The 22174-nt window shown below is 61.6% G+C and carries 17 protein-coding genes; 13 read left to right on the top strand and 4 right to left on the bottom strand.

Annotation, left to right across the window (positions count from 1 at the left end; translation table 11 throughout):
• Positions 1 to 7 precede the first annotated feature (7 nt).
• Positions 8 to 199 carry a DUF1289 domain-containing protein gene (locus HGHM_RS10780; protein ID WP_019141539.1) on the bottom strand — a complete coding sequence of 64 codons (192 nt, stop codon included), beginning with the start codon at positions 197 to 199 and terminating at the stop codon, positions 8 to 10.
• Positions 200 to 234: 35 nt separating this feature from the next.
• Between HGHM_RS10780 and HGHM_RS10775 the strand changes: the two genes are divergently transcribed.
• A complete protein-coding gene (locus HGHM_RS10775) occupies positions 235 to 888 on the top strand; it encodes a glutathione S-transferase family protein (RefSeq protein ID WP_019141538.1) in 654 nt (217 codons plus the stop codon).
• Between the two features lie 2 nt (positions 889 to 890).
• On the opposite strand, the gene prpR is transcribed toward HGHM_RS10775, so the two are convergent.
• On the bottom strand, positions 891 to 2498 hold the full coding sequence (gene prpR / locus HGHM_RS10770; protein ID WP_019141537.1) for a propionate catabolism operon regulatory protein PrpR: 1608 nt from the start codon (positions 2496 to 2498) through the stop codon (positions 891 to 893).
• 233 nt (positions 2499 to 2731) lie between these two features.
• Here prpR and prpB point away from each other — a divergent pair, with 233 nt between their 5' ends.
• From prpB to HGHM_RS10715, 11 genes are all read left to right on the top strand, one after another.
• A complete protein-coding gene (gene prpB / locus HGHM_RS10765; RefSeq protein ID WP_019141536.1) occupies positions 2732 to 3622 on the top strand; it encodes a methylisocitrate lyase in 891 nt (296 codons plus the stop codon).
• Between the two features lie 17 nt (positions 3623 to 3639).
• Positions 3640 to 4794, top strand: a complete 1155-nt coding sequence (gene prpC, locus HGHM_RS10760) for a bifunctional 2-methylcitrate synthase/citrate synthase (RefSeq protein WP_019141535.1) — start codon at positions 3640 to 3642, stop codon at positions 4792 to 4794.
• 93 nt (positions 4795 to 4887) lie between these two features.
• The gene (gene acnD, locus HGHM_RS10755; protein ID WP_019141534.1) at positions 4888 to 7506 is read left to right on the top strand and encodes a Fe/S-dependent 2-methylisocitrate dehydratase AcnD; all 2619 of its coding nucleotides are present in this window, start codon (positions 4888 to 4890) and stop codon (positions 7504 to 7506) included.
• Between the two features lie 57 nt (positions 7507 to 7563).
• Positions 7564 to 8754, top strand: a complete 1191-nt coding sequence (prpF, locus tag HGHM_RS10750; protein WP_019141533.1) for a 2-methylaconitate cis-trans isomerase PrpF — start codon at positions 7564 to 7566, stop codon at positions 8752 to 8754.
• Positions 8755 to 8788: 34 nt separating this feature from the next.
• Entirely contained in the window at positions 8789 to 10240 is a 1452-nt protein-coding gene (locus HGHM_RS10745) for a bifunctional 2-methylcitrate dehydratase/aconitate hydratase (RefSeq protein WP_019141532.1), read from the top strand.
• Between the two features lie 179 nt (positions 10241 to 10419).
• Entirely contained in the window at positions 10420 to 12309 is a 1890-nt protein-coding gene (locus HGHM_RS10740) for a propionate--CoA ligase (protein ID WP_019141531.1), read from the top strand.
• Positions 12310 to 12854: 545 nt separating this feature from the next.
• Positions 12855 to 13865, top strand: coding sequence for an NAD-dependent epimerase/dehydratase family protein (locus tag HGHM_RS10735; protein WP_034348489.1), 1011 nt, complete (start codon positions 12855 to 12857; stop codon positions 13863 to 13865).
• Positions 13866 to 13879: 14 nt separating this feature from the next.
• A complete protein-coding gene (locus tag HGHM_RS10730) occupies positions 13880 to 14974 on the top strand; it encodes a glycosyltransferase family 2 protein (RefSeq protein ID WP_019141529.1) in 1095 nt (364 codons plus the stop codon).
• Positions 14975 to 14987: 13 nt separating this feature from the next.
• Positions 14988 to 16586, top strand: coding sequence for an ArnT family glycosyltransferase (locus HGHM_RS10725; RefSeq protein ID WP_019141528.1), 1599 nt, complete (start codon positions 14988 to 14990; stop codon positions 16584 to 16586).
• Between the two features lie 6 nt (positions 16587 to 16592).
• Positions 16593 to 17387: a phosphatase PAP2 family protein gene (locus tag HGHM_RS22305; RefSeq protein ID WP_019141527.1), complete on the top strand. Its 795-nt coding sequence runs from the start codon at positions 16593 to 16595 to the stop codon at positions 17385 to 17387.
• Between the two features lies 1 nt (position 17388).
• Complete coding sequence (locus tag HGHM_RS10715; protein ID WP_019141526.1) at positions 17389 to 17673, top strand: lipid-A-disaccharide synthase N-terminal domain-containing protein; 285 nt, start codon at positions 17389 to 17391, stop codon at positions 17671 to 17673.
• A gap of 185 nt (positions 17674 to 17858) precedes the next feature.
• Here HGHM_RS10715 and xth read toward each other — a convergent pair whose 3' ends face one another.
• Entirely contained in the window at positions 17859 to 18623 is a 765-nt protein-coding gene (gene xth, locus HGHM_RS10710) for an exodeoxyribonuclease III (protein WP_019141525.1), read from the bottom strand.
• A gap of 361 nt (positions 18624 to 18984) precedes the next feature.
• Between xth and HGHM_RS21140 the strand changes: the two genes are divergently transcribed.
• Entirely contained in the window at positions 18985 to 20448 is a 1464-nt protein-coding gene (locus tag HGHM_RS21140) for a glycosyltransferase family 39 protein (RefSeq protein WP_019141524.1), read from the top strand.
• Between the two features lie 185 nt (positions 20449 to 20633).
• On the opposite strand, the gene HGHM_RS10700 is transcribed toward HGHM_RS21140, so the two are convergent.
• The gene (locus tag HGHM_RS10700; RefSeq protein ID WP_019141523.1) at positions 20634 to 22160 is read right to left on the bottom strand and encodes a leucyl aminopeptidase; all 1527 of its coding nucleotides are present in this window, start codon (positions 22158 to 22160) and stop codon (positions 20634 to 20636) included.
• Between the last annotated feature and the right edge of the window lie 14 nt (positions 22161 to 22174).

The raw sequence follows: 22174 nt of genomic DNA, 5'->3' as shown, positions 1-22174 counted from the left end.
CAGGCAGTCAGGACTGGCGGCGCGGATAGCCCTGTGCGGTGATTCTCTGCCAGACCTTTTCCTTTTCCTCGTCAGTCATGAATACCCATTGCGCGACTTCATCCACGGTGCGGCCGCAGCCGCGGCACACCTCGTCGAAGGTGGTCGAGCAGACGGCGACGCAGGGAGTATCGGGGCGCTTTGGCGAAGAATTTTGCATAATTGGAATCGGTTGAAACGAGGCACAGGCCAACAATGTACAAGCTCTATTATTACCCAGGTAATGCCAATCTCGCGCCCCACATGTTGCTGGAGGAGCTCGGCGTTCCCTATGAACTGGTACTGGTGGACAGGGACAGGAATGCGCACACCAGTCCGGAATACCTGAAGCTGAATCCGAACGGGCGCATCCCTACGCTGATCGACGGCGATCTCGTGCTCTACGAAACGGCGGCCATCTGCCTGCACCTAGTCGATCGTCACCCGGAAGCGGGAATGGCGCCGCCAGTTGGTACCGATGCGCGCGCCGAGTTCTACAAGTGGCTGGTTTACCTGACCAACACTCTGCAGGCGGAGCTGCTTACCTATTTCTATCCGGAGCGGCTGACTGACGATGCCGGTGCGGCAGCGCAGGTGAAGGCACATGCGGAGCGCCGAGTCGGCGGCATGCTCGACCTGATCGAATCTGCGCTGGCACGGAATACGGACAAGGGCAGGGGACCATACCTGCTCGGTGAAAATTACAGCGCTGCCGATCCCTACCTGCTGATGCTGGGCCGCTGGACGCGTTTCATGCAGCGGCCCGCACGTGAGCGCATGCATCTTGGCCACCATCTCGCCCTGATCGCGGCGCGTCCGGCAGTGCAGCGCGCATTCGAAAGCGAAGGCTTGCAAGAACCGCTGTACTAGGGTTAGCGCGAGATGCGGTCTTCCTCCTTCAGCTTGCGCCAGAGCGTGGTGCGGCTGATCCCCAGATGCCTGGCAGCCGCTTCCCGATTCCCATTGAAGCGGGCCAGTACCTGCGCGATGGTTTCCGGTGAGGTCGCTGGCCGCCGCTTTTCCGAGGAAGCGATGGTGCCGGAAAGCTCCGGCGCAAGCTTCGCCAGGAAGCCCGGCGTCAATGCCTGCAGCGGCTCGGCACTGAGGAACAGCGCCACTCGCTCCATCAGGTTGCGCAATTCCCGGACATTACCAGGCCACGCATAGGTGCCGAGCAGCGGCGCGCAGGCGAACAGCTCTGCATGCAGGTTGGCGTGCGGCCGCACGCCGAGTGCGGCCAGCGCATTCTTCAGGCTCCATTCCGCCAGCGGCACCAGGTCTTCCATGCGCTCGCGCAAGGGCGCGATTGCTATGCGCAGCACTGCCAGGCGATAGTAGAGGTCGGCGCGGAACAATCCATCCCGGACGCGCTGGGCCAGGTCGCAATGGGTGGCGCTGATGATGCGCACATCGACCGGAACCGGCCGGGTGCCGCCCACCCGCACGATTTCTCTTTCTTCCAGCACTCGCAACAGCCGTGTCTGCAAGGCCAGCGGCATTTCGCCTATTTCGTCGAGAAACAGCGTGCCGCGATGGGCCGTTTCGAACAGGCCGGCATGCCCGCCGCGGCGCGAACCGGTGAAGGCGCCTTCCTCATAGCCGAACAACTCGGATTCCAGCAGCGATTCCGCGACGGCACCGCAATTGATCGCCACGAACGGCTGGCGCGCGCGCGGGCTTTCGCGATGAATCGCTTGCGCCGCCAGTTCCTTGCCGGTGCCTGTCTCACCCTGGATCAGGACAGTGGCCGGCGATCTTGCGAACAGCGCGACCGAATCGCGCACCGCCTGCATTGCCGTCGATTCGCCGCGCAAGGCATTCAGCCCGTGCCGGGCGCGCAGGGCATCGGCGACCGGACGCTTCTTGCCGCTGGACTCGAGCTGCGTATAGCGCGCAATCTCCAGCGCATCCTCGAAGGCTTGCCGGATCGATGCTTCCGAATGAACGAATACGCCTGCCAGTCCCGCTTCCTCCGCCAGGTCGGTCACCAGTCCTGCGCCGACGACAACCTTGATGCCGGCGGCCTTCAACTCGCTGAGCTGCGATCTTGCGTCTTCCTCGGTGGTATAGGTCCGCTGCACGATCTTCAGGCCGAAAGCCGTCTGGAATTCTGCCAGCTCGGGCATGGTTTCCTGGTAGGAGACGAGGGCGATGTCCGGACTGATCCGGCGTGCGCGTGCCAGTGCCTGCATGAGGTCGAAGCCGCTGACCTTGGCGATGACCAGCGGCACTGACAGGCGGCCTTTCAGGTAGGCGGCATTCGAGCCTGCGGAAATCACCGCATCACAGCGTTCGGTGTCCATCCTTTCCCGGATGTGGCGCACCGCCTCCTCGAAGCCGAGGTTGATCGGCTCGATGATGGCGCGATCGTCGAACTCCGGCGTGATGTCGCGGAACAGCTCCGACAGCCGGGAGATCGAGACAGTCCAGATCACCGGCTTGTCGGCGGGTGTACGAGGGAAGGAGGGGGAGCGAGCCATGTTTCAAACGTGCGTTTCAACGTTTCAATTGTAACGTCATTTGAAACGACGGTGGTCGGGCATGGATGGGAGCTGCCCGGCTTTGGCGGCCATAACCTCCTGAGGAAAAAGCATTTCTCCGGGAGTTGCAGAACTGATATTTGGCGCTTATGGCCAGCATTACTGGCTGGCATGTCGATTGCACTAAAGGGATGGTTCACGTTTCATGAAACACCCGACTACAAGGAAAAACAATGAGTCTCCATTCCGCAGGTGCCGCCTTCCGTCAGGCGGTCAAAGAAGAAGCGCCGCTGCAAGTCGTCGGTGCCATCAATGCCAATCATGCATTGCTCGCCAAGCGCGCAGGCTTCAAGGCCATTTATCTCTCGGGCGGCGGTGTCGCAGCCGGCTCCCTCGGCTTGCCCGACCTCGGCATTTCCAATCTCGACGATGTGCTGACCGACGTGCGCCGCATCACCGATGTCTGCGACCTGCCGCTGCTGGTGGATGTCGATACCGGCTTCGGTTCTTCGGCCTTCAATGTCGCGCGCACGGTCAAGTCCATGATCAAGTTCGGCGCTGCCGCCATGCACATCGAGGACCAGGTCGGCGCCAAGCGTTGCGGTCATCGTCCGAACAAGGAAATCGTCAGCAAGCAGGAAATGGTGGACCGCATCAAGGCAGCGGTCGATGCGCGCACCGACGAGAATTTCGTCATCATGGCCCGCACCGACGCGCTTGCCGTCGAAGGTCTGGAAGCCGCACTGGACCGGGCGAATGCCTGCGTGGAAGCCGGCGCCGACATGATCTTCCCGGAAGCGATCACCGAGCTGTCGATGTACAAGAAGTTCGCAGACGCGGTGAAGGTACCGGTGCTTGCCAACATCACCGAGTTCGGCGCCACGCCGCTCTATACCGTGGACGAGCTGCGGTCGGCGAACGTGAGCCTGGCGCTCTATCCGCTGTCCGCTTTCCGCGCCATGAACAAGGCAGCGGAAAACGTCTACACCGCGATCCGCCGCGACGGCACGCAGAAGAATGTCGTCGATACCATGCAGACGCGCATGGAATTGTACGAACGCATCAACTACCACGAATTCGAGCAAAAGCTCGACGCGCTGTTTGCGCAGCAGAAGTCCAAGTAATTTACCGGGAGATCTTGATGAGCGAGCAACAAGCAACAGGTTTCAAACCGAAAAAATCCGTCGCGCTGTCCGGCGTCACGGCCGGCAATACCGCCTTGTGCACGGTGGGCAGGACCGGCAACGACCTGCATTACCGCGGCTACGACATCCTCGACGTGGCGGAGGCCTGCGAGTTCGAAGAGATTGCGTACCTCCTGGTGCACGGCAAGCTGCCGACCGTCGCCGAACTGAAGGGATACAAGGCCAAGCTCAAGTCGCTGCGCGGCATTCCGGCCAACGTCAAAGCGGTGCTGGAATGGCTGCCGGCTTCTTCCCACCCGATGGACGTGATGCGCACCGCCGTGTCCGCCCTCGGCTGCGTATTGCCGGAAAAGGATGACCACAATGTGCCAGATGCGCGCGGCATCGCCGACAAGCTGATGGCATCGCTCGGCTCCATGCTGCTCTACTGGTATCACTACAGCCACAACGGCAACCGGATCGAGGTGGAAACCGACGACGATTCGATCGGCGGCCACTTCCTGCACCTGCTGCACGGCGAACAGCCTTCCGACGAGTGGGTCAGGGCAATGCACACGTCGCTGATCCTGTACGCAGAACATGAATTCAATGCCTCGACCTTCACCAGTCGCGTGATCGCCGGCACCGGCACCGACATGTATTCCGCCATCACCGGCGCGATCGGCGCACTGCGCGGCCCCAAGCATGGCGGCGCCAACGAATTCGCGTTCGAAGTCCAGAAGCGCTACGACAATCCGGACGAGGCGGAAGCCGACATCCGCAAGCGCGTGGAAAACAAGGAAGTCATCATCGGCTTCGGCCATCCGGTCTACACCATCGCCGACCCGCGCAACAAGGTGATCAAGGAAGTCGCGCGCAGGCTGTCGAAGGAAGCCGGCTCGATGAAGATGTTCGACATCGCCGAACGTCTGGAATCCGTGATGTGGGATATCAAGAAGATGTTCCCGAACCTCGACTGGTTCTCCGCCGTGTCCTACCACATGATGGGCGTGCCGACCGCGATGTTCACGCCGCTGTTCGTGATCGCCCGCACCTCCGGCTGGGCCGCCCACATCATCGAGCAGCGTATCGACAACAAGATCATCCGCCCGAGCGCGAATTACGTCGGGCCGGAAGACCTGAAGTTCGTGCCCATCAACAAGCGCAAGTAAAGGACCAGGGTGCGCCGCGCGCACCTTGCCCGCCGTACATAAAATGCGGTGCGCATGGCGCACCCTACGCAACACCTTTTTCATTGACGAGTAATGAACACCGCATACCGCAAAAACCTGCCGGGCACCAAGCTGGACTATTTCGACGCGCGCGCCGCTGTCGAAGCGATCCAGCCGGGCGCCTGGGAAAAGCTGCCCTATACCTCCCGCGTCCACGCCGAGAACCTGGTGCGCCGCTGCGATCCGGCAATCCTTACCGACTGCTTGAAGCAGATCATCGAAGTCAAGCGCGAGCGCGACTTTCCCTGGTTCCCCGCGCGCGTGGTCTGCCACGACATCCTCGGCCAGACTGCGCTGGTCGACCTCGCCGGCCTGCGCGACGCGATTGCCGAGCAGGGCGGCGACCCGGCCAAGGTCAATCCCGTGGTGCCGGTGCAGCTGATCGTCGATCACTCGTTGGCCGTGGAGTGCGGCGGCTTTGACCCGGATGCATTCGCCAAGAACCGCGCGATCGAGGATCGCCGCAACGAGGACCGCTTTCACTTCATTGAATGGACCAAGGAAGCGTTCAAGAACGTGGACGTGATCCCCGCGGGTAACGGCATCATGCACCAGATCAACCTGGAAAAGATGTCGCCGGTCATCCATGCCATTGATGGCGTGGCTTTCCCCGACACTTGCGTGGGCACCGACAGCCACACGCCGCACGTCGATGCACTGGGTGTGATCGCCGTCGGCGTCGGCGGTCTCGAGGCCGAGAATGTGATGCTGGGCCGCGCTTCCTGGATGCGCCTGCCGGAAATCGTCGGCGTGGAGCTGACCGGCAAACGCCAGCCTGGCATCACCGCCACCGATATCGTGCTCGCGCTTACGGAGTTCCTGCGCAAATCCAGGGTGGTCGGCGCCTACCTCGAGTTTTATGGCGAGGGTGCTTCGTCACTGACGCTGGGCGACCGCGCGACCATTTCCAACATGGCTCCGGAATATGGTGCCACGGCGGCCTTGTTCTCGATCGACCAGCAGACGCTCGATTATCTGAAGCTCACCGGCCGCAGCGAAGAGCAGGTGAAGCTGGTGGAAATTTATGCGAAGGAAGCCGGCCTCTGGTCCGACACGCTGAAGAATGTGCAATACGAGCGCGTGCTGAAGTTCGACCTGTCTTCCGTCGTGCGCAACATGGCCGGCCCCTCGAACCCGCATGCGCGCGTGGCAACCACCGACCTCGCGGCGAAGGGCATCGCCGGCAAGTGGGAGGAAGTCCCGGGCCAGATGCCGGACGGCGCGGTCATCATCGCCGCGATCACCAGCTGCACCAATACTTCCAATCCGCGCAACGTGATTGCGGCGGCTCTCCTGGCGCGCAATGCCAATCGCCTGGGGCTGGTCCGCAAGCCATGGGTGAAGACTTCGCTGGCACCCGGTTCGAAGGCGGTGGAGCTGTACCTGGAAGAAGCCGGACTGAAGAAGGAACTGGAAAAGCTCGGCTTCGGCATCGTGGCCTTCGCCTGCACGACCTGCAACGGCATGTCCGGCGCGCTCGACCCGAAGATTCAGCAGGAAATCATCGACCGCGACCTGTATGCGACCGCCGTCCTCTCCGGCAACCGCAACTTCGACGGCCGCATCCATCCTTACGCCAAGCAGGCCTTCCTTGCCTCACCACCGCTGGTCGTGGCCTATGCGATCGCCGGCACCGTTCGCTTCGACATCGAGCGCGATGCATTCGGCACCGATGCCAGCGGCAAGCCCATCCTGCTGAAGGACCTGTGGCCGACCGATGAAGAGATCGATGCAATCGTGAAGTCCTGCGTGAAGCCGCAACAGTTCCGCAATGTCTATATCCCGATGTTCGAGAAGAAGGCGGCGTCGACGGAAGCGGTCAAGCCGCTCTACGACTGGCGTCCGATGAGCACCTACATCCGCCGCCCGCCGTACTGGGACAGGGAAGGGCAGGGCGCGCTTGCGGCCAGCCCGCGTACGCTGACTGGCATGCGTCCCCTGGCGGTACTGGGCGACAACATCACGACGGATCACCTGTCGCCATCCAACGCCATCCTGCCGAGCTCGGCGGCCGGCGAGTACCTGGCGAAAATGGGGCTGCCGGAAGAAGACTTCAATTCCTATGCAACTCACCGCGGCGACCACCTCACCGCGCAGCGCGCCACTTTCGCCAATCCGACGCTGAAGAACGAGATGGTGCGCGATGCCCACGGCGCGGTGACGCCCGGCTCGCTCGCCCGCATCGAGCCGGAAGGCAAGGTGACCCGCATGTGGGAAGCGATCGAGACCTACATGGAACGCCGGCAGCCGCTGTGCATCATCGCCGGCGCCGACTACGGCCAGGGCTCCTCGCGCGACTGGGCGGCAAAGGGCGTGCGCCTCGCGGGCGTGGAAGCCATCGTGGCCGAAGGCTTCGAACGCATCCATCGCACCAACCTGATCGGCATGGGCGTGCTGCCGCTGGAGTTCAAGCCTGGCGTCAACCGCCTCACGCTTGGCATCGATGGTACTGAAACCTTCGACGTGATCGGCGAGCGCAAGCCGCGCTGTGACCTTACCCTCGTGATCCACCGCAGGAGCGGCGAACGGGTGGAAGTGCCGGTGACTTGCCGTCTCGATACCGCGGAAGAAGTGTCGATCTACGAAGCCGGTGGCGTGCTGCAGCGGTTTGCGCAGGACTTTCTTGCGTCGTCCGACGCAAAGGCAGCGTAGAGCTGTTGCAATCCCTTCTCCTTGAAGGGGGAGGGAAAATCCACAGGATAAAAAAACATGGCTCACATCCCCCAAATCAAAATCCCCGCGACCTACATGCGTGGCGGGACCAGCAAGGGCGTGTTCTTCCGCCTGCAGGATCTGCCCGAGCGCGCGCAGGTGCCGGGCGAAGCCCGCGACAAGCTGCTGCTGCGCGTCATCGGCAGCCCCGACCCGTACGGGAAGCAAATCGACGGCATGGGCGGCGCAACGTCCAGCACCAGCAAGACGGTCATCGTCAGCAAAAGCGGCCGGCCCGAGCATGATGTAGATTACCTGTTCGGCCAGGTCTCCATCGACAAGCCCTTCGTCGACTGGAGCGGCAACTGCGGCAACCTGTCCGCTGCGGTCGGTCCCTTCGCAATCAGCAATGACCTGATCGATGCCAGCCGTATTCCCGAGAATGGCATCGCCACGGTGCGCATCTGGCAGGCGAACATCGGCAAGACCATCATTGCGCATGTGCCGATCACCAACGGGCAGGTGCAGGAAACCGGCGACTTCGAGCTCGACGGCGTGACATTCCCGGCTGCGGAAGTGCAGCTGGAATTCCTCGATCCGGCCGCGGAAGAAGAGGGTGCAGGCGGTGCGATGTTCCCGACCGGGAATCTGGTGGACGATCTCCAAGTGCCGGGTGTCGGCACGCTGAAGGCCACCATGATCAATGCCGGCATTCCAACCATCTTCGTGAATGCCGACGAGATCGGCTACAACGGCACCGAACTGCAGGAAGCGATCAACGGCAATCCCGAAGCACTGCTGAAGTTCGAGACCATCCGGGCCTACGGCGCGATGCGCATGGGGCTGATCAGGAACCTCGACGAGGCCGCCAAACGCCAGCACACGCCCAAGGTTGCCTTCGTCGCGCCGCCGAAGGAGTATGTCGCTTCCAGCGGCAAGACGGTGAAGGCGGACGGGATCGACCTGCTGGTGCGCGCGATGTCCATGGGCAAGCTGCATCACGCAATGATGGGCACGGCAGCGGTTGCCATCGGCACCGCCGCAGCGATTCCCGGTACGCTGGTCAATCTCGCCGCAGGCGGCGGCGAACGCAATGCGGTGCGCTTCGGTCATCCCTCCGGCACCTTGCGCGTCGGTGCGGAAGCGCGCCAGGCCAACGGAGAATGGAGCGTGACCAAGGCCATCATGAGCCGCAGCGCGCGGGTGTTGATGGAAGGATGGGTGCGCGTGCCGGGCGACGCGTTTTAAGGAACAGCGGAGGCGATTCCATGTCCTAAATGGCATGGAATCTGCCACCCGCCCCGACTGGGACCAGGTCCTGGTCGACATTGCCGATTACGTCTTGAACACCGAGGTCCGTTCAGAGCTCGCTTACGAGACGGCGCGCAACTGCCTGATCGACACGCTCGGCTGCGGCCTCGAAGCCCTCGAGTATCCGGCCTGCGCCAAGCTGCTCGGGCCGATCGTGCAAGGTACGATGGTGCCGAACGGTGCGAAGGTGCCGGGCACGCAATTCCAGCTCGACCCGGTGCAGGCCGCATTCAACATCGGCACCATGATCCGCTGGCTGGACTTCAACGATACCTGGCTGGCGGCTGAATGGGGCCATCCGTCCGACAACCTCGGCGGCATCCTCGCGGTGGCCGACTGGCTGTCGCGCAACGCCGTTGCGATGGGCAAGAAGCCGCTCACCATGCGCGATGTGCTGACCGGCATGATCAAGGCGCACGAGATACAGGGCTGCATCGCCCTGGAAAATTCCTTCAACAAGGTCGGCCTCGACCATGTGGTGCTGGTCAAGGTGGCCTCGACCGCCGTTGTCGCGCAGATGCTCGGCCTGTCGCGCGAGGAAATCCTGAATGCGATATCGCTGGCCTGGGTCGATGGCCAGTCCTTGCGCACCTACCGCCACGCGCCAAACACCGGCTCGCGCAAGTCATGGGCGGCCGGCGACGCGACTTCCCGTGCGGTACGGCTCGCCTTGATCGCGAAAACGGGGGAGATGGGCTATCCCTCGGTGCTGAGCGCCAGGACCTGGGGTTTCTACGACGTGCTGTTCAAGGGCCACCCGTTCCGCTTCCAGCGCCCGTCGGCGCAATGGGGCAGTTATGTGATGGAAAACGTGCTGTTCAAGATTTCCTATCCGGCCGAATTCCATGCTCAGACGGCGGTCGAAGCGGCAATGACAATCCACGCCGCATTGAAGAAAGACGGCAAGTCGGCCGATGACATCCGGAAAATCACGATCCGCACCCATGAAGCCTGCATCCGCATCATCGACAAGAAAGGCCCACTGGACAACCCGGCCGACCGCGACCATTGCATCCAGTACATGGTGGCCGTTCCGCTGCTGTACGGCCATCTGACCGCCGCCGATTACGAGGATGAAGTGGCTGCCGACCCGCGCATCGATGCATTGCGCGAGAAGATCGTGTGCGTTGAAGATCCGGCCTTCACCGCCGATTACCACGACCCGCACAAGCGCTCGATTGCGAATGCGCTGACGGTCGAACTGAACAGCGGGGAAGTGCTGCCGGAAGTCGTGGTGGAGTATCCGATCGGCCATGCGCGCCGTCGCGCGGAAGGCATCCCTCTGCTGGAAGCGAAGTTCCGCACCAACCTGGCACGCCGCTTCCCCCCCAGGCAACAACAGATGATCCTCGACATCTCGCTCGACCAGGCAAAGCTCGAAGCCATGCCGGTGCACGAATATGTCGACCTGTACGTCATCTGACCTGTCCGCGTGGAAATAAGCCCGGAAGGCGCTCCTCCCGCGCAACGAATCTTTCCGTCTGGCTCCCGTCCCTTCCTTTGATCTCGCTTGACTCGCGCATGCCTTGTAAGCGCACAGTAAGGCGGATCGACGAAACTGGCTTGCATCCGGCTGCATTTGAAGTGAAATCGGAGGAGACAATGAATTATTCAGATTTCTACCAACGCTCTGTCGACGACCCGAACGGATTCTGGGCTGACGAGGCCAGGCGGATTCACTGGCAGGAGCCGTTTTCCCGGGTGCTCGATTATTCGAAGCCGCCATTCACCCGCTGGTTCGTCGGCGGCAAGACCAATCTCTGCTACAACGCCGTCGATCGGTGGACGGGCAGCCAGGGCGACAAGCCGGCCCTGATCGCCATCTCCACCGAAACCGGCAGCGAAAAGACATACACGTTTGCCGAACTGCATGCCGAAGTCAATCGCGCGGCGGCCATGATGCAGTCGCTCGCCGTGGGCAAGGGCGACCGCGTCCTGATCTACATGCCGATGATTGCGGAAGCGGTATTCGCCATGCTCGCCTGCGCCCGCATCGGCGCGATCCATTCGGTCGTGTTCGGCGGCTTTGCATCCAACAGCCTGGCCAGCCGCATCGAGGACGCGACGCCGAAGCTGGTCGTGTCCGCCGATGCGGGTTCGCGCGGCGGCAAGGTCGTCGCCTACAAGCCCTTGCTGGACGAGGCGATCCGCATGGCGCAGCACAAGCCCGACCATGTGCTGCTCGTCGACCGCGGCCTGGCAGCAATGGAAAGGGTGCCAGGCCGGGACGTGGATTATGCGGAGCTGCGCGAAAAGCACGCCGATGCGCAGGTTCCCGTTACCTGGCTGGAGTCCAATGAATCCTCCTACATCCTCTACACCTCCGGTACGACTGGCAAGCCCAAGGGCGTGCAGCGCGATGTCGGCGGTTATGCGGTGGCGCTCGCTGCTTCCATGGATTACATCTTCGGCGGCAAGGCGGGGGAAACCTATTTCTGCACGTCCGACATCGGCTGGGTGGTTGGCCATTCCTACATCGTCTACGGCCCGCTGATCGCCGGCATGGCGACCGTCCTGTATGAAGGACTGCCGATCCGCCCTGATGCGGGAATCTGGTGGAGCATCGTCGAGAAATACAAGGTCAGTCGCATGTTCTCGGCACCGACGGCGGTGCGGGTGCTGAAGAAGCAACCGCCGGAATTCATGAAGAAACATGACCTGTCTTCCCTGAAGACGCTCTACCTCGCCGGCGAACCGCTGGATGAATCGACTTCCGAATGGATTTCATCCGCGCTGGATGTGCCGGTGATCGACAACTACTGGCAGACTGAAACCGGCTGGCCCATCCTCTCGATCGCGCGCGGCGTGGACGACCGGCCGGCGCGGCTTGGCAGCCCGGGCGTGCCAATGTACGGCTACAAGGTGAAGATCCTGAATGAAGGGACGGGCAAGACCTGCGGCGCGAACGAGAAGGGCGTGGTGGTGATCGAAGGTCCGCTGCCACCGGGATGCATGCAGACCGTGTATGGCGACGACCGGCGCTTCCTCGATACCTATTGGTCCAACTTCGCGGACCAGCAGGCGTATTCGACCTTCGACTGGGGCATCCGCGATGCGGACGGTTATTACTTCATCCTTGGCCGTACCGATGACGTGATCAATGTCGCGGGACACCGACTCGGCACGCGCGAGATCGAGGAAAGCATTTCCAGCCATCCGAACGTGTCCGAGGTGGCGGTGGTCGGCATCGAGGACAAGCTCAAGGGGCAGGTCGCGGTTGCCTTCGCGGTACTGAAGAATGCACAGGCGGCAACGACAGCCGAAGAGCGGCGGACGCTGGAAGGCGAGATCATGGCAGTGGTCGACAGACGCTTGGGCGCGCTTGGCCGGCCGGCCCGGATCTACTTCGTGACGCTGCTGCCGAAAACCCGCTCCGGCAAGCTGCTCCGCCGGGCCATCCAGGCGATCTGCGAAGGCCGTGATCCCGGAGACTTGCCGACGATCGAAGATCCGTCAGCCCTTCATCAGATCGAAGGCGCACTCAAGAGCTGACGCCGCACGCCTTATTTCCCCATGCCGGGCACCGCTTTCCAGTGCCCGGCAATCCCGCTTCATTTCCCTGCGGAAAACGCGCAGATATGACATGCCTTGCCTTTGCGTTAAAGCAAAGTCTCTTATGCTGCTTCTTATATAAACACGGGGCGAAGATTTCTTTTGCGCTATGACAGCCGGCTGACCGCCATGCGCAACTTCATGAGATGGCGGACAAGTACAAGCCACACTGACGTGCCACTCGGGAACCCGACCCGCTTTCCGGAGGCTTGGGAATCCTCGGGGAAGCCTGCAGGACCAGGCGCCGCTTCGAAATCGGCTGCACTCCAATGCAGGAACAAGGGCGGTGGCGCATTTCTCCACGCGGCTTGCCGACATTTCGGGAGGACCGGCCAGTTTAAACGCAAGCGGTCAGCAGCATGGCGGGCGTGCGCGTCCGTTCTTTCGGGCCTGACGAGCGCAGCGGAATCAAAGAGTACGTAGTGCGCCGCGAAGGCTGAAGGAAGCGGCGCTTGGCCGTCTTTAACTGCATTGGACACATCGGGATGATTCTTGTTACTGGAGCAGGAGGCTTTATCGGCATGCACCTGGCACACCGCCTGCTGCAGGATGGGCAGCAGGTGGTCGGCATCGACAACATGCAGGCCACACAGGGTCCATCGCATGGCGGCCTGCAGCGGGCCCGTCTTGCAGTGCTTTCTCGTCATGCCGGCTTCCGCTTTGCAGAGCTCGACCTGGCGGACGCGGACTCGGTGGATGAGCTGTTCCGTTCCGGCGGTTTTACCACTGTCGTGCATCTTGCCGCCCAGACCGGTGTCCGGCACCCGGCCGAACACCTGCAGCGCTACATCATGAGCAACCTGGTCGGGTTCGCCAATGTCCTCGACAGCTGCAGGAAACATAGGGTGTCGCATCTGGTGTATGCAAGCAGCTCAAGCATTTACGGCGCAAACCGGCTCATGCCCTTCAGCGAGCATCATCCGGCGGATCATCCGGTCAGCGTATACGCGGCAACCAAGAGAAGCGATGAACTGCTGGCGCACAGTTTCAGTCATTTATATGGGTTGCCGACCACCGGCTTGCGCTTCTTCACGGTGTACGGACCATGGGGACGCCCGGATATGGCACCCATGCTGTTTGCCGATGCGATCACGCAGGGCCGTCCGATCGAAGTATTCAATGAAGGAAAGATGCTGCGCGACTTCACTTATGTGGACGACGTGGTGGAATCCATCGTGCGCATCATGCGGCATCCGGCAAACCCGGATCCGGATTTCGATGCCTTCCATCCCGACCCCGCGACCAGCCACGCGCCCTATCGGATTTACAACGTTGGCAATCAGCAGCCCGTCGCGCTGATCGACTTCATCGAGACCCTCGAGAAGGAGCTCGGGCGCAAGGCGCAAATGATTTTCCGCCCGATGCAGGCGGGCGATGTGATCGCCACCAGCGCGGATTCCAGCGAACTGGCGAAAGCCACCGGCTGGGCGCCCGCCACGCCGCTCGCCGCTGGCATCGCCCGCTTTGCCGACTGGTACAAAAGCTATCATTCTTAACCGGACCTTTGCCAATGTGGACGAAGACAGATGCCGAGCGAGGGCAGCGCAACGGGCAGCACCGGCTGTCGGTGGTGGTGCCCGTCTATAACGAAGAAGACAACATCGGACCGCTGGTGGAGCAAGTCCATGCCGCGCTGACGCCGGCGCATTGGCCATGGCAGCTGATCCTGGTCGATGACGGCAGCCGCGATGGCACGGCGGAACGGCTGAGCCAGGCGGTCGCGCGTTATCCGGAGCATGTCTCGGCCATCATCCTGCAACGCAACTTCGGCCAGACGGCAGCCATGCAAGCCGGCATCGACGCAGCGCAGGGCACGATCATCGCTACCATGGACGGCGACCTGCAGAACAATCCCTCAGACATTCCGCGCATGGTCGACCGCCTGCTGGCGGAAGACCTGGACCTGCTGGTCGGCTGGCGTCATCAGCGCCAGGACAACCTGTGGTTCAGGAAAGTGCCGTCCTGGCTGGCGAACCGCCTGATCGTCGCGGTCACCGGCGTGCGGCTGCACGACTACGGCTGCTCGCTGAAGGTCTTCCGCGCTTCCGTCATCAGACAGGTGAGGCTGTATGGCGAGATGCACCGCTTCATTCCGACATGGATGGCCACCGTGACTTCTCCCGCCCGCATCAAGGAAGAACCGGTCAGCCATTTCCCGCGCATCCATGGAGAGTCGAAGTACGGCCTGTCGAGAACCTTCAAGGTGATGCTCGACCTGCTCTCGGTGTATTTCTTCATGCGCTTCCGCGCCAAGCCCGGCCATTTTTTCGGGCGCATCGGCATGCTGTTCGGCCTGGCGGGCTTCCTGATTCTCGCCTCGCTGGCATGGGCCAAGCTTGTCGATGGCGAGGCGATCGGCAACCGTCCGCTGCTGCTGCTGGGCGCGCTGCTTGCAGTCATCGGCGTGCAGTTCATCAGCACCGGCATCGTGACCGAGATGCTGGCGCGTACCTATTTCGAATCGACCGGCACGAAAACCTATGCAGTGCGCACGGTCCTCGGCGACCCGAACGATGCCCAGCATGGCATACCCAAGCCGGAAGGCGAAGTCACGCTGCAGGCATCGAGGCAGCCTGCGCCTGTGCGGGGACGCGAGGCCGGATGATGGAACGCATGTCATGAACCGGACCGGCTCCGACCGTACCGATTTCCTGCCCGGGAAAGGCGCAAGCCTGCCGTCCCGGGTGATGCAATCCCCGGCGGCGCTTCCGGTGCTGCTGGCGCTCGCCATCTGCGTCGGCCTGCTGGTCCAGCTCGGCCAGGTTCCGCTGTTCGACGTGGACGAGGGAGCCTTCAGCGAGGCAACGCGTGAAATGCTGGAGCGCCGGGATTATCTGACCACCTACCTGAACGGCAACCTGCGCTTCGACAAGCCGATTCTCATCTACTGGCTGCAGGCGATTTCCGTATCGCTGTTCGGCATTCATGAATTGGCGTTCAGGCTACCGTCCGCTATGGCCAGCATCGGCTGGATACTGGCAATCCTTTGCTTTGCCTGGCATCAGGCGGGCCGCACGACCGGTTATGCGGCTGCCGTGATCGCGGCAACGACGCTCGGCTTCAATGTCATCGGGCGTGCCGCGACAGCCGATGCGCTGCTGAACCTGTTTCTTGTCCTCGCCATGTTCGACGTGTACCGTTATCTGGAGCAGCCGCTCCAGAAGTACCGGTATCGCGCATTCCTGTGGATGGCACTCGGCATGCTCACCAAGGGACCGATCGCGCTCTTCATTCCGTTTGCCACGAGCGCGATCGCGTTTCTGCTGCATGGCAAGCTGCGCTCCTGGTGGAAAGCAGTGACCGATCCGGTCGGTTGGGCCATTTTTCTCGTGGTGGCCGGCCCCTGGTACCTGCTCGAATACCGTGAACAGGGTTCGGCATTCCTCGCGGGTTTTTTCATGCGCCACAATGTCGAGCGCTTCATGTCCCCGCTCCAGGGGCACAGCGGCAACATGCTCTACTACCTGCCGATGAGCCTGGTGCTGCTGTTGCCCTACAGCGGCCTGTTCCTCCGCGTCTTGCCGGGCATCCGGCGCATGTGGGCGCATCCGCTTGATACTTTCCTGTGGACCTGGTTTCTGCTGGTGCTGATCTTCTTCTCGCTGGCCGGCACCAAGCTGCCGCATTACCTGTTGTATGGCATTTCACCGCTGTTCGTGCTGATGGCGATGCGCAGGGAATCCCTGCAGTCGCGCTGGCTGGCATTCACGCCGCCTCTGCTGATGCTGGGCATCGTGCTGGCGCTGCCCGGATTGCTGCAATGGAGCGGACCGCGCATCCGCAACACTTATATACGCGAAATGCTGACGCGCCCGGATGTGTTCGGGCAGTCCTACTACGTGGCCGCCCTGATCCTGCTGCTGACAATGCTAGCCCTCGTCTTTGCCACGCGCATCGCAGTGTGGCAGCGGCTGATCGCGATGGGACTGCTGGGAGCTGCGGCCGCTGGCGGCCTGGTCCTGCCCGCCGTCGGCGAACTGCAGCAGGGGCCGGTGAAGGAAGCCGCTGCGGTCGCACAAAGACTGAACGTGCCGGTGGTGGCGTGGCGGATCAACGTGCCAAGCTTCAGCGTGTACCGGCAAGCGGTGACCAGGCGGGTCAGCGCTCCCGCACCGGGAGATGTGGTCCTGACCCGAAGCGATGAATTACCGAACTTGGGACAAGCGGAAATCCTGTACGGCAAGGGCGGTGTCGTCCTGGTAAGGATTCCTTCCTGAACAATCATGCAAAGCTACCGAAACTCACCCTGGGCATGGCTGCCTCCGCTGATCGCATCGGTTTTGCTGGGAGTCGTTTATTTCACTGACAGCAACCGGGAACTCTTTCTTGCCTTGAATCGTTCCGGGCATGTGCTGGGCGATGTCTGGTGGGCCAACCTGACCATTCTCGGGGATGGCGCCGTGGCGCTCGCGCTGGTGGCGCCCTGGATCAAGCGATCGCCGCAGCGCTTCTGGGCGGCACTGTTTGCGGCAGTCTTTGCCGCATTATGGGTGCAAGGCATCAAGCATGTGATCAACGTGCCGCGTCCACTGGCAGTGTTCCCGCCGGAGGAATTCTTCCATTATGGCCCCGCCTTTCGCGCCCGGGCCTTCCCGTCGGGCCATGCCGCCGCGATTTTCGCGGTTGCCGGAATCTGGATCATGAGTCTGAGCCGGCATTACCTGCTGCGCACGCTGTTGTTCATTCTTGCGGTGTTGGTCAGCCTGTCGCGCGTCATGGTCGGAGTCCATTGGCCGCTCGACCTGCTGGGCGGGATGCTCGGCGGCTGGCTGGCGGCATGGGCCGGGTTGGCATTGGTGGGGCGTCGGACATGGAAAACCTCCGGGATCGGCGGCTACCTCGCGGGCATCGTATTGCTCGCCATCGCGGCGGCATTATTGGTAAGTAATCATATGAGATATCCCAATGCGCTCGCATTCCAGCGGGTGCTTGGCATCATTTGCCTGGTCTGGGGCGCGCGCGAAATGATCCTGATGCTTCCGCGGCGAAGCATGCGCGGAAGTGCGGAGGAAAACTGAAATGGAAAACGATGTCTGGTGGCTGGTGATCGGTTTTGCGGGGCAGGGACTTTTCATGATGCGCTTCGTCATCCAGTGGATTCAGAGTGAGCGGCAGAGAAGAAGCGTGGTTCCGGTGGCATTCTGGTATTTCAGCGTACTGGGTGGCCTGACGCTGCTGGTATATTCCATTCACCGTCGCGATCCGGTATTCATTGCCGGCCAGCTTCTCGGTGTTTTCATTTATCTGCGCAATCTTTACCTGATCAAGATGGAACGGACAACTGCCAGGGCATCCGGGGACTAAAGCGGGATTTCGCAACGATGAACGGAAAAGAAAGCAGGGTGTGCCGTGCGCACCATGCCATTCCGGTGCGCGCGGCGCACCCTACTTCCGCATGGCATATTGAAATTTGATCCAGGGACAGACTTGCGTGCTTCGCACGCATACGATATCGATGCCTGGATATCGATGCCTGCCAAGGCTACTTATTAATCCAGCGTCGCGACCACCGGCGTATGGTCGGAAGGCTGTTCCCACTTGCGTGGCGTCTTGTCGATCACGCAGCTGCTGCAGCGGGACGCCAGGGCAGGGGAGAGCAGGATGTGGTCGATCCGCAGGCCCATGTTGCGGCGGAATGCCATTTGACGGTAGTCCCACCAGCTGAACATTTTGTCCGGCTGTTCGAACAGCCGGAAGGCGTCCTTCAGGCCAAGGTCCAGCAGGCGCCGGAATGCGGCGCGTTCCGGGTCGGACACCAGCACCTGGCCTTGCCAGCCGGCCGGGTCGTGCACGTCGCGGTCTTCCGGGGCGATGTTGTAATCGCCGAGCAGGGCGAGCTTGTCGTAAGCCTTGCCTTGTTCCACCAGCCAGTCGTGCAAACCGTTCAACCATTGCAGCTTGTACTGATACTTGTCGGAATCGATGGATTGCCCGTTCGGGATATAGGCGCACACGATGCGCATGCCTCCGATGGTGGCTGCGATCACGCGCTGCTGCTGGTCTTCGAAGCTCGGGATGTTCTTGACCACTTCGCTCATCGGATGCTTCGACAGGATGGCGACGCCGTTGTAGGTCTTCTGACCGGTGAAGGCAACCTGGTAGCCGGCAGCCTCGATCTCGGCGACGGGGAATTTGTCGTCGGTCAGCTTGGTCTCCTGCAGGCACAGGACATCCACCGGATTGTCTGCCAGCCACTGCAACACCTGGGGCAGGCGGACTTTGAGTGAATTGACGTTCCAAGTGGCAAGCTTCATATACTGGGCAATTCCTTTTGTTTTTTGATAGTCAGGAGCAAAGGCCGGAAATCCGACCGGCGATTTGGTTGGATGCTCGGGCGCGGAATGCCGATGGTACCCCATTCATGGCGCGCTGGCCTTGGGTTGCGGTGTCGGAATGCGTAATGCTGGCAAGGGCGCAGCAATATGGCGAACGGAAATTTCCTGCAGAGCTCGATCAAATATCCAACTCGGATTCCGCTTAATTTTTAGATTCTGCCATTCCTGCTAGTCGACGGAAAGCATTGCTGGCCGACTTCTAATTGCAGTATATCCACCGACAAAAAGCCACTATCCAAGCGAACATATGCCTCTTCTCTTGAGTGAACGAAAATCAATCGTGGATTCCGGACTGATCCGTTCCGGCAGGGGATTCCTGCTTTGCCTGGCTGCCTACTTCGTGCTGCAGGTCGCGTTCCGCATTGGGCTGGCGGCTCCGCTCAGTTTTGACGAAGCCGAGCAAATCCTGATGTCGCAGCAGCTGCGTCTGGGATACGGTACCCAGCCTCCCTTGTACTACTGGCTGCAGTGGTGTCTGTTCCAGATGTTCGGCGTAAACCTGTTTGCTCTCGCGGCGCTGAAGAACCTGTTGCTGTTTTCCCTCTATGTCTGCATCTATTTCACGGCCAAACCGCTGGTCGGCGCTGGCGGCGCCATGGCGGCTTCGGCATCCTTGCTGCTGATGCCCCAATTCAGTTGGGAGGCACAAAGAGACCTGACACACACTGTGCTGTCGACCGCGATCGCGGCCGCCACGCTCTGGCTTTATTTCACGCTTGTGCGGCGTCCTGCCATGTGGCGCCATGCCCTGATGGGTCTTCTGGTCGGGCTGGGGCTGCTGTCCAAGTACAATTTCGCAGTCTTCCTTGCAGGGCTTGCGACCGCCAGCCTGCTGGTTGCGCATTACCGGCAGGTCTTGTGGAATCGCCGGATGTTGCTTGCGGCCGGCGTTGCCTTGCTGATTTTCCTGCCGCATGCCGTATGGCTGTTCGACCACCTGGGCATCGCGACCGCGGGTACGCTGGAGAAGATGCGGGAAGGCGGTCACGCCGATTACCTGTCGAACGTGGCAAGCGGCCTTTCCAGCGTACTGCTGACGACACTGACGATCAGCGCTCCGCAATGGCTGGTCTACGGTTTCTTTTCGCTGCGCTTCCGAAAGAAGAGGGTGCCGGGGATGATCCATCCCGAGGCGCGGTTTTTCGCCCTCCTGCATGCCGCCTTCTGTGTTTATGTCACTGCAATCGTGCTGACAGGCGAAGTCAGCGCAATGAGGGGGCGATGGCTGCAGCCGCTGCTGTTTTCCCTGCCGCTTGCCTGGCTGGTGCTGTGGCCGGTATTGCTGCAGCGCGGTGTGACCCGGCGCATTCTGCAGATCGCGCAAGTGGCCGGTGTCATCATCCTGCTGGCGTTTCCCGTGCGTGGATACCTTGGTCCGATGATAGGCAAGAAGGTGCGGACGGATCCTCCCTATTCGGACATGTCGGCCCAGCTGGACAGGCTGTTTCCGAATGCGTCCGTTCTGGTCGTCAGCGAACAACGTGCCGCCGCCAGTCTGTACCTACAGCAGCCTGCGCGCCGGACGCTGCTGCTGGACGATGTCCTGAAGCAGCGTCCGCACCTGCAAGGTCAGGTGATCGTATTGATGCGCGGCGCAGTCGCAGACGGATGGATGGAGAAGCTGCAGGATGCCTATCCCGACAGCCGGATAGAGCGGCAGGGCCGGCTTGACCTGCCTTATCCTTGCGGAGCAGGGAAGGCGGCGTGTTATGACTACGCTTCGATCCGGATCGGGGCTCTGTAGATACCAGCCGCGCTGTCGCACCTTAGCCAACAAGCTGGGCCTGCCGAATTGGAATTCCATTCCCGAATCGACGCCGCAAAGCACGGCGACGCTTTCGGAAACAGAAGCGCAAGACGCAGGTCGGGCCGGAGAAGCTGCACTAGGGAACGCAGCGAAACATCAACCGCCCTTGCAGCTTGCCGGCTTTATGCTGCTTTCCTGCCGCTGCCGGCCTGAGCACGGTTCAGCAGGAAGGTGGTCAGCAGCGGCACCGGGCGTCCGGTGGCGCCTTTGGCGGCGCCGCTCTTCCATGCCGTGCCGGCGATGTCCAGGTGTGCCCAGGTGTACTTCCGGGTGAAGCGCTCGAGGAAGCAGGCGGCGGTGATGCTGCCGCCCGGCGGGCCGCCGATGTTCGCCATGTCGGCGAAATTCGACTTGAGCTGTTCCTGGTAGCTGTCTTCGATCGGCATGCGCCATGCGGTGTCGCCGGTCGCCTTGCCGGCGGCCAGCAATTCATCCGCAAGCTCGTCATGTGCATCGTCATGGCGCGTGAACAGGCCGGTGTTGTGATGGCCGAGGGCGGTGACGCAGGCGCCGGTCAGAGTGGCGATATCGACCACCGCAGCCGGCTTGAAGCGCTCGGCATAGGTCAGCGCATCGCACAGGATCAGCCGTCCTTCCGCATCGGTATTGAGGATCTCGATGGTCTGGCCCGACATGGAAGTCACGATGTCGCCCGGCTTGGATGCGCGTCCGGATGGCATGTTTTCGCAACTCGGGACAATGCCGATCACGTTCAGCTTCAAGCCCATTTCGCCGATGGCGCGGAAAGTACCGAGCACCGACGCGGCGCCGCACATGTCGTATTTCATTTCATCCATGTTGGCGCCCGGCTTGAGCGAAATGCCGCCGGTGTCGAAAGTGATGCCTTTACCGACCAGTACGACCGGCGCATCCTTCGTCTTGCCACCCATGTGCTTCAGGATGATGAACTTCGGCGGTTCCTCGCTGCCCTTGGTCACTGACAGGAAGCTGCCCATCTTGAGGGCTTCGAGCTGACGGCGGTCCAGCACTTCGATGCCGAACTTGTAATCCTTCGCAAGCTTCTTGGCAGTATTGGCAAGATAGGTGGGCGTACAGACATTGCTGGGCAGATTGCCCAGGTCTTTCGTCAGTTCCATGCCATTGGCCAGAGCCACTGCTTGTGCCACTGCATTCTTGGCGGCAGCGCTGTCCGTCGTGCCGGTAGCGAAGGCAAGCTTTCTGACGCCGTTCGAGTTGGCATCCTTCTGGCTTTTCAATGTATCCGGACGGTAGGCGTTGTCCCGAATGGCAAGAATGATGGAGCGGATCGCCCAGGCGGCGTCGCGCTTGTTCACCGAGTCCAGGGGCAGGGCGAGAGTCGCATCCTTTGCTCCAAGGCCAGCCAGGCTGCGTGCCAACGCCTGTGCGGCGGATAGGAAATTCTTTTCGCTGATGGTTTCTTCATTGCCCATGCCCAGCAGCAGGATGCGCTCGGACGCAATACCATCGGTATTGCGCAACAGCAGCGTGGAGCCGGGCTTGCCGGAGATGTCACCCGACTTGAGCGCGGCGGCGATATCGCCCTTGCGGTCGAGTTCGCGCGCGGCCTGGGACAGTTTCTTGTTTTCGAACACGCCGACCACGATGCAATCGGTTTTGATGCCCGTGGTGCCGGTTTTTGCGTCGATAGTTTTTATGCTAAAGTCCATGGGTTGCTCCTTAT

It is taken from the genome of Noviherbaspirillum massiliense JC206 (assembly GCF_000312045.1).
Taxonomy (GTDB): Bacteria; Pseudomonadota; Gammaproteobacteria; order Burkholderiales; family Burkholderiaceae_D; genus Noviherbaspirillum; species Noviherbaspirillum massiliense.
Note: the sequence above shows the minus strand (reverse complement) of the source record. Positions and strands in the feature narration are given on the sequence as shown.

What these genes read in the sequence shown, in the direction of transcription:
- HGHM_RS10775 (WP_019141538.1), top strand. Translation starts at nt 235, where the DNA reads ATGTACAAGCTCTATTATTACCCAGGTAATGCCAATCTCGCGCCCCAC.
- HGHM_RS10715 (WP_019141526.1), top strand. Translation starts at nt 17,389, where the DNA reads ATGGAAAACGATGTCTGGTGGCTGGTGATCGGTTTTGCGGGGCAGGGA.
- HGHM_RS10745 (WP_019141532.1), top strand. Translation starts at nt 8,789, where the DNA reads ATGGAATCTGCCACCCGCCCCGACTGGGACCAGGTCCTGGTCGACATT.
- HGHM_RS10725 (WP_019141528.1), top strand. Translation starts at nt 14,988, where the DNA reads ATGAACCGGACCGGCTCCGACCGTACCGATTTCCTGCCCGGGAAAGGC.
- HGHM_RS10735 (WP_034348489.1), top strand. Translation starts at nt 12,855, where the DNA reads ATGATTCTTGTTACTGGAGCAGGAGGCTTTATCGGCATGCACCTGGCA.
- HGHM_RS10700 (WP_019141523.1), bottom strand. Translation starts at nt 22,160, where the DNA reads ATGGACTTTAGCATAAAAACTATCGACGCAAAAACCGGCACCACGGGC.
- acnD (WP_019141534.1), top strand. Translation starts at nt 4,888, where the DNA reads ATGAACACCGCATACCGCAAAAACCTGCCGGGCACCAAGCTGGACTAT.
- HGHM_RS10730 (WP_019141529.1), top strand. Translation starts at nt 13,880, where the DNA reads ATGTGGACGAAGACAGATGCCGAGCGAGGGCAGCGCAACGGGCAGCAC.
- HGHM_RS22305 (WP_019141527.1), top strand. Translation starts at nt 16,593, where the DNA reads ATGCAAAGCTACCGAAACTCACCCTGGGCATGGCTGCCTCCGCTGATC.
- HGHM_RS10740 (WP_019141531.1), top strand. Translation starts at nt 10,420, where the DNA reads ATGAATTATTCAGATTTCTACCAACGCTCTGTCGACGACCCGAACGGA.
- HGHM_RS10780 (WP_019141539.1), bottom strand. Translation starts at nt 199, where the DNA reads ATGCAAAATTCTTCGCCAAAGCGCCCCGATACTCCCTGCGTCGCCGTC.
- prpC (WP_019141535.1), top strand. Translation starts at nt 3,640, where the DNA reads ATGAGCGAGCAACAAGCAACAGGTTTCAAACCGAAAAAATCCGTCGCG.
- prpR (WP_019141537.1), bottom strand. Translation starts at nt 2,498, where the DNA reads ATGGCTCGCTCCCCCTCCTTCCCTCGTACACCCGCCGACAAGCCGGTG.
- prpB (WP_019141536.1), top strand. Translation starts at nt 2,732, where the DNA reads ATGAGTCTCCATTCCGCAGGTGCCGCCTTCCGTCAGGCGGTCAAAGAA.
- prpF (WP_019141533.1), top strand. Translation starts at nt 7,564, where the DNA reads ATGGCTCACATCCCCCAAATCAAAATCCCCGCGACCTACATGCGTGGC.
- xth (WP_019141525.1), bottom strand. Translation starts at nt 18,623, where the DNA reads ATGAAGCTTGCCACTTGGAACGTCAATTCACTCAAAGTCCGCCTGCCC.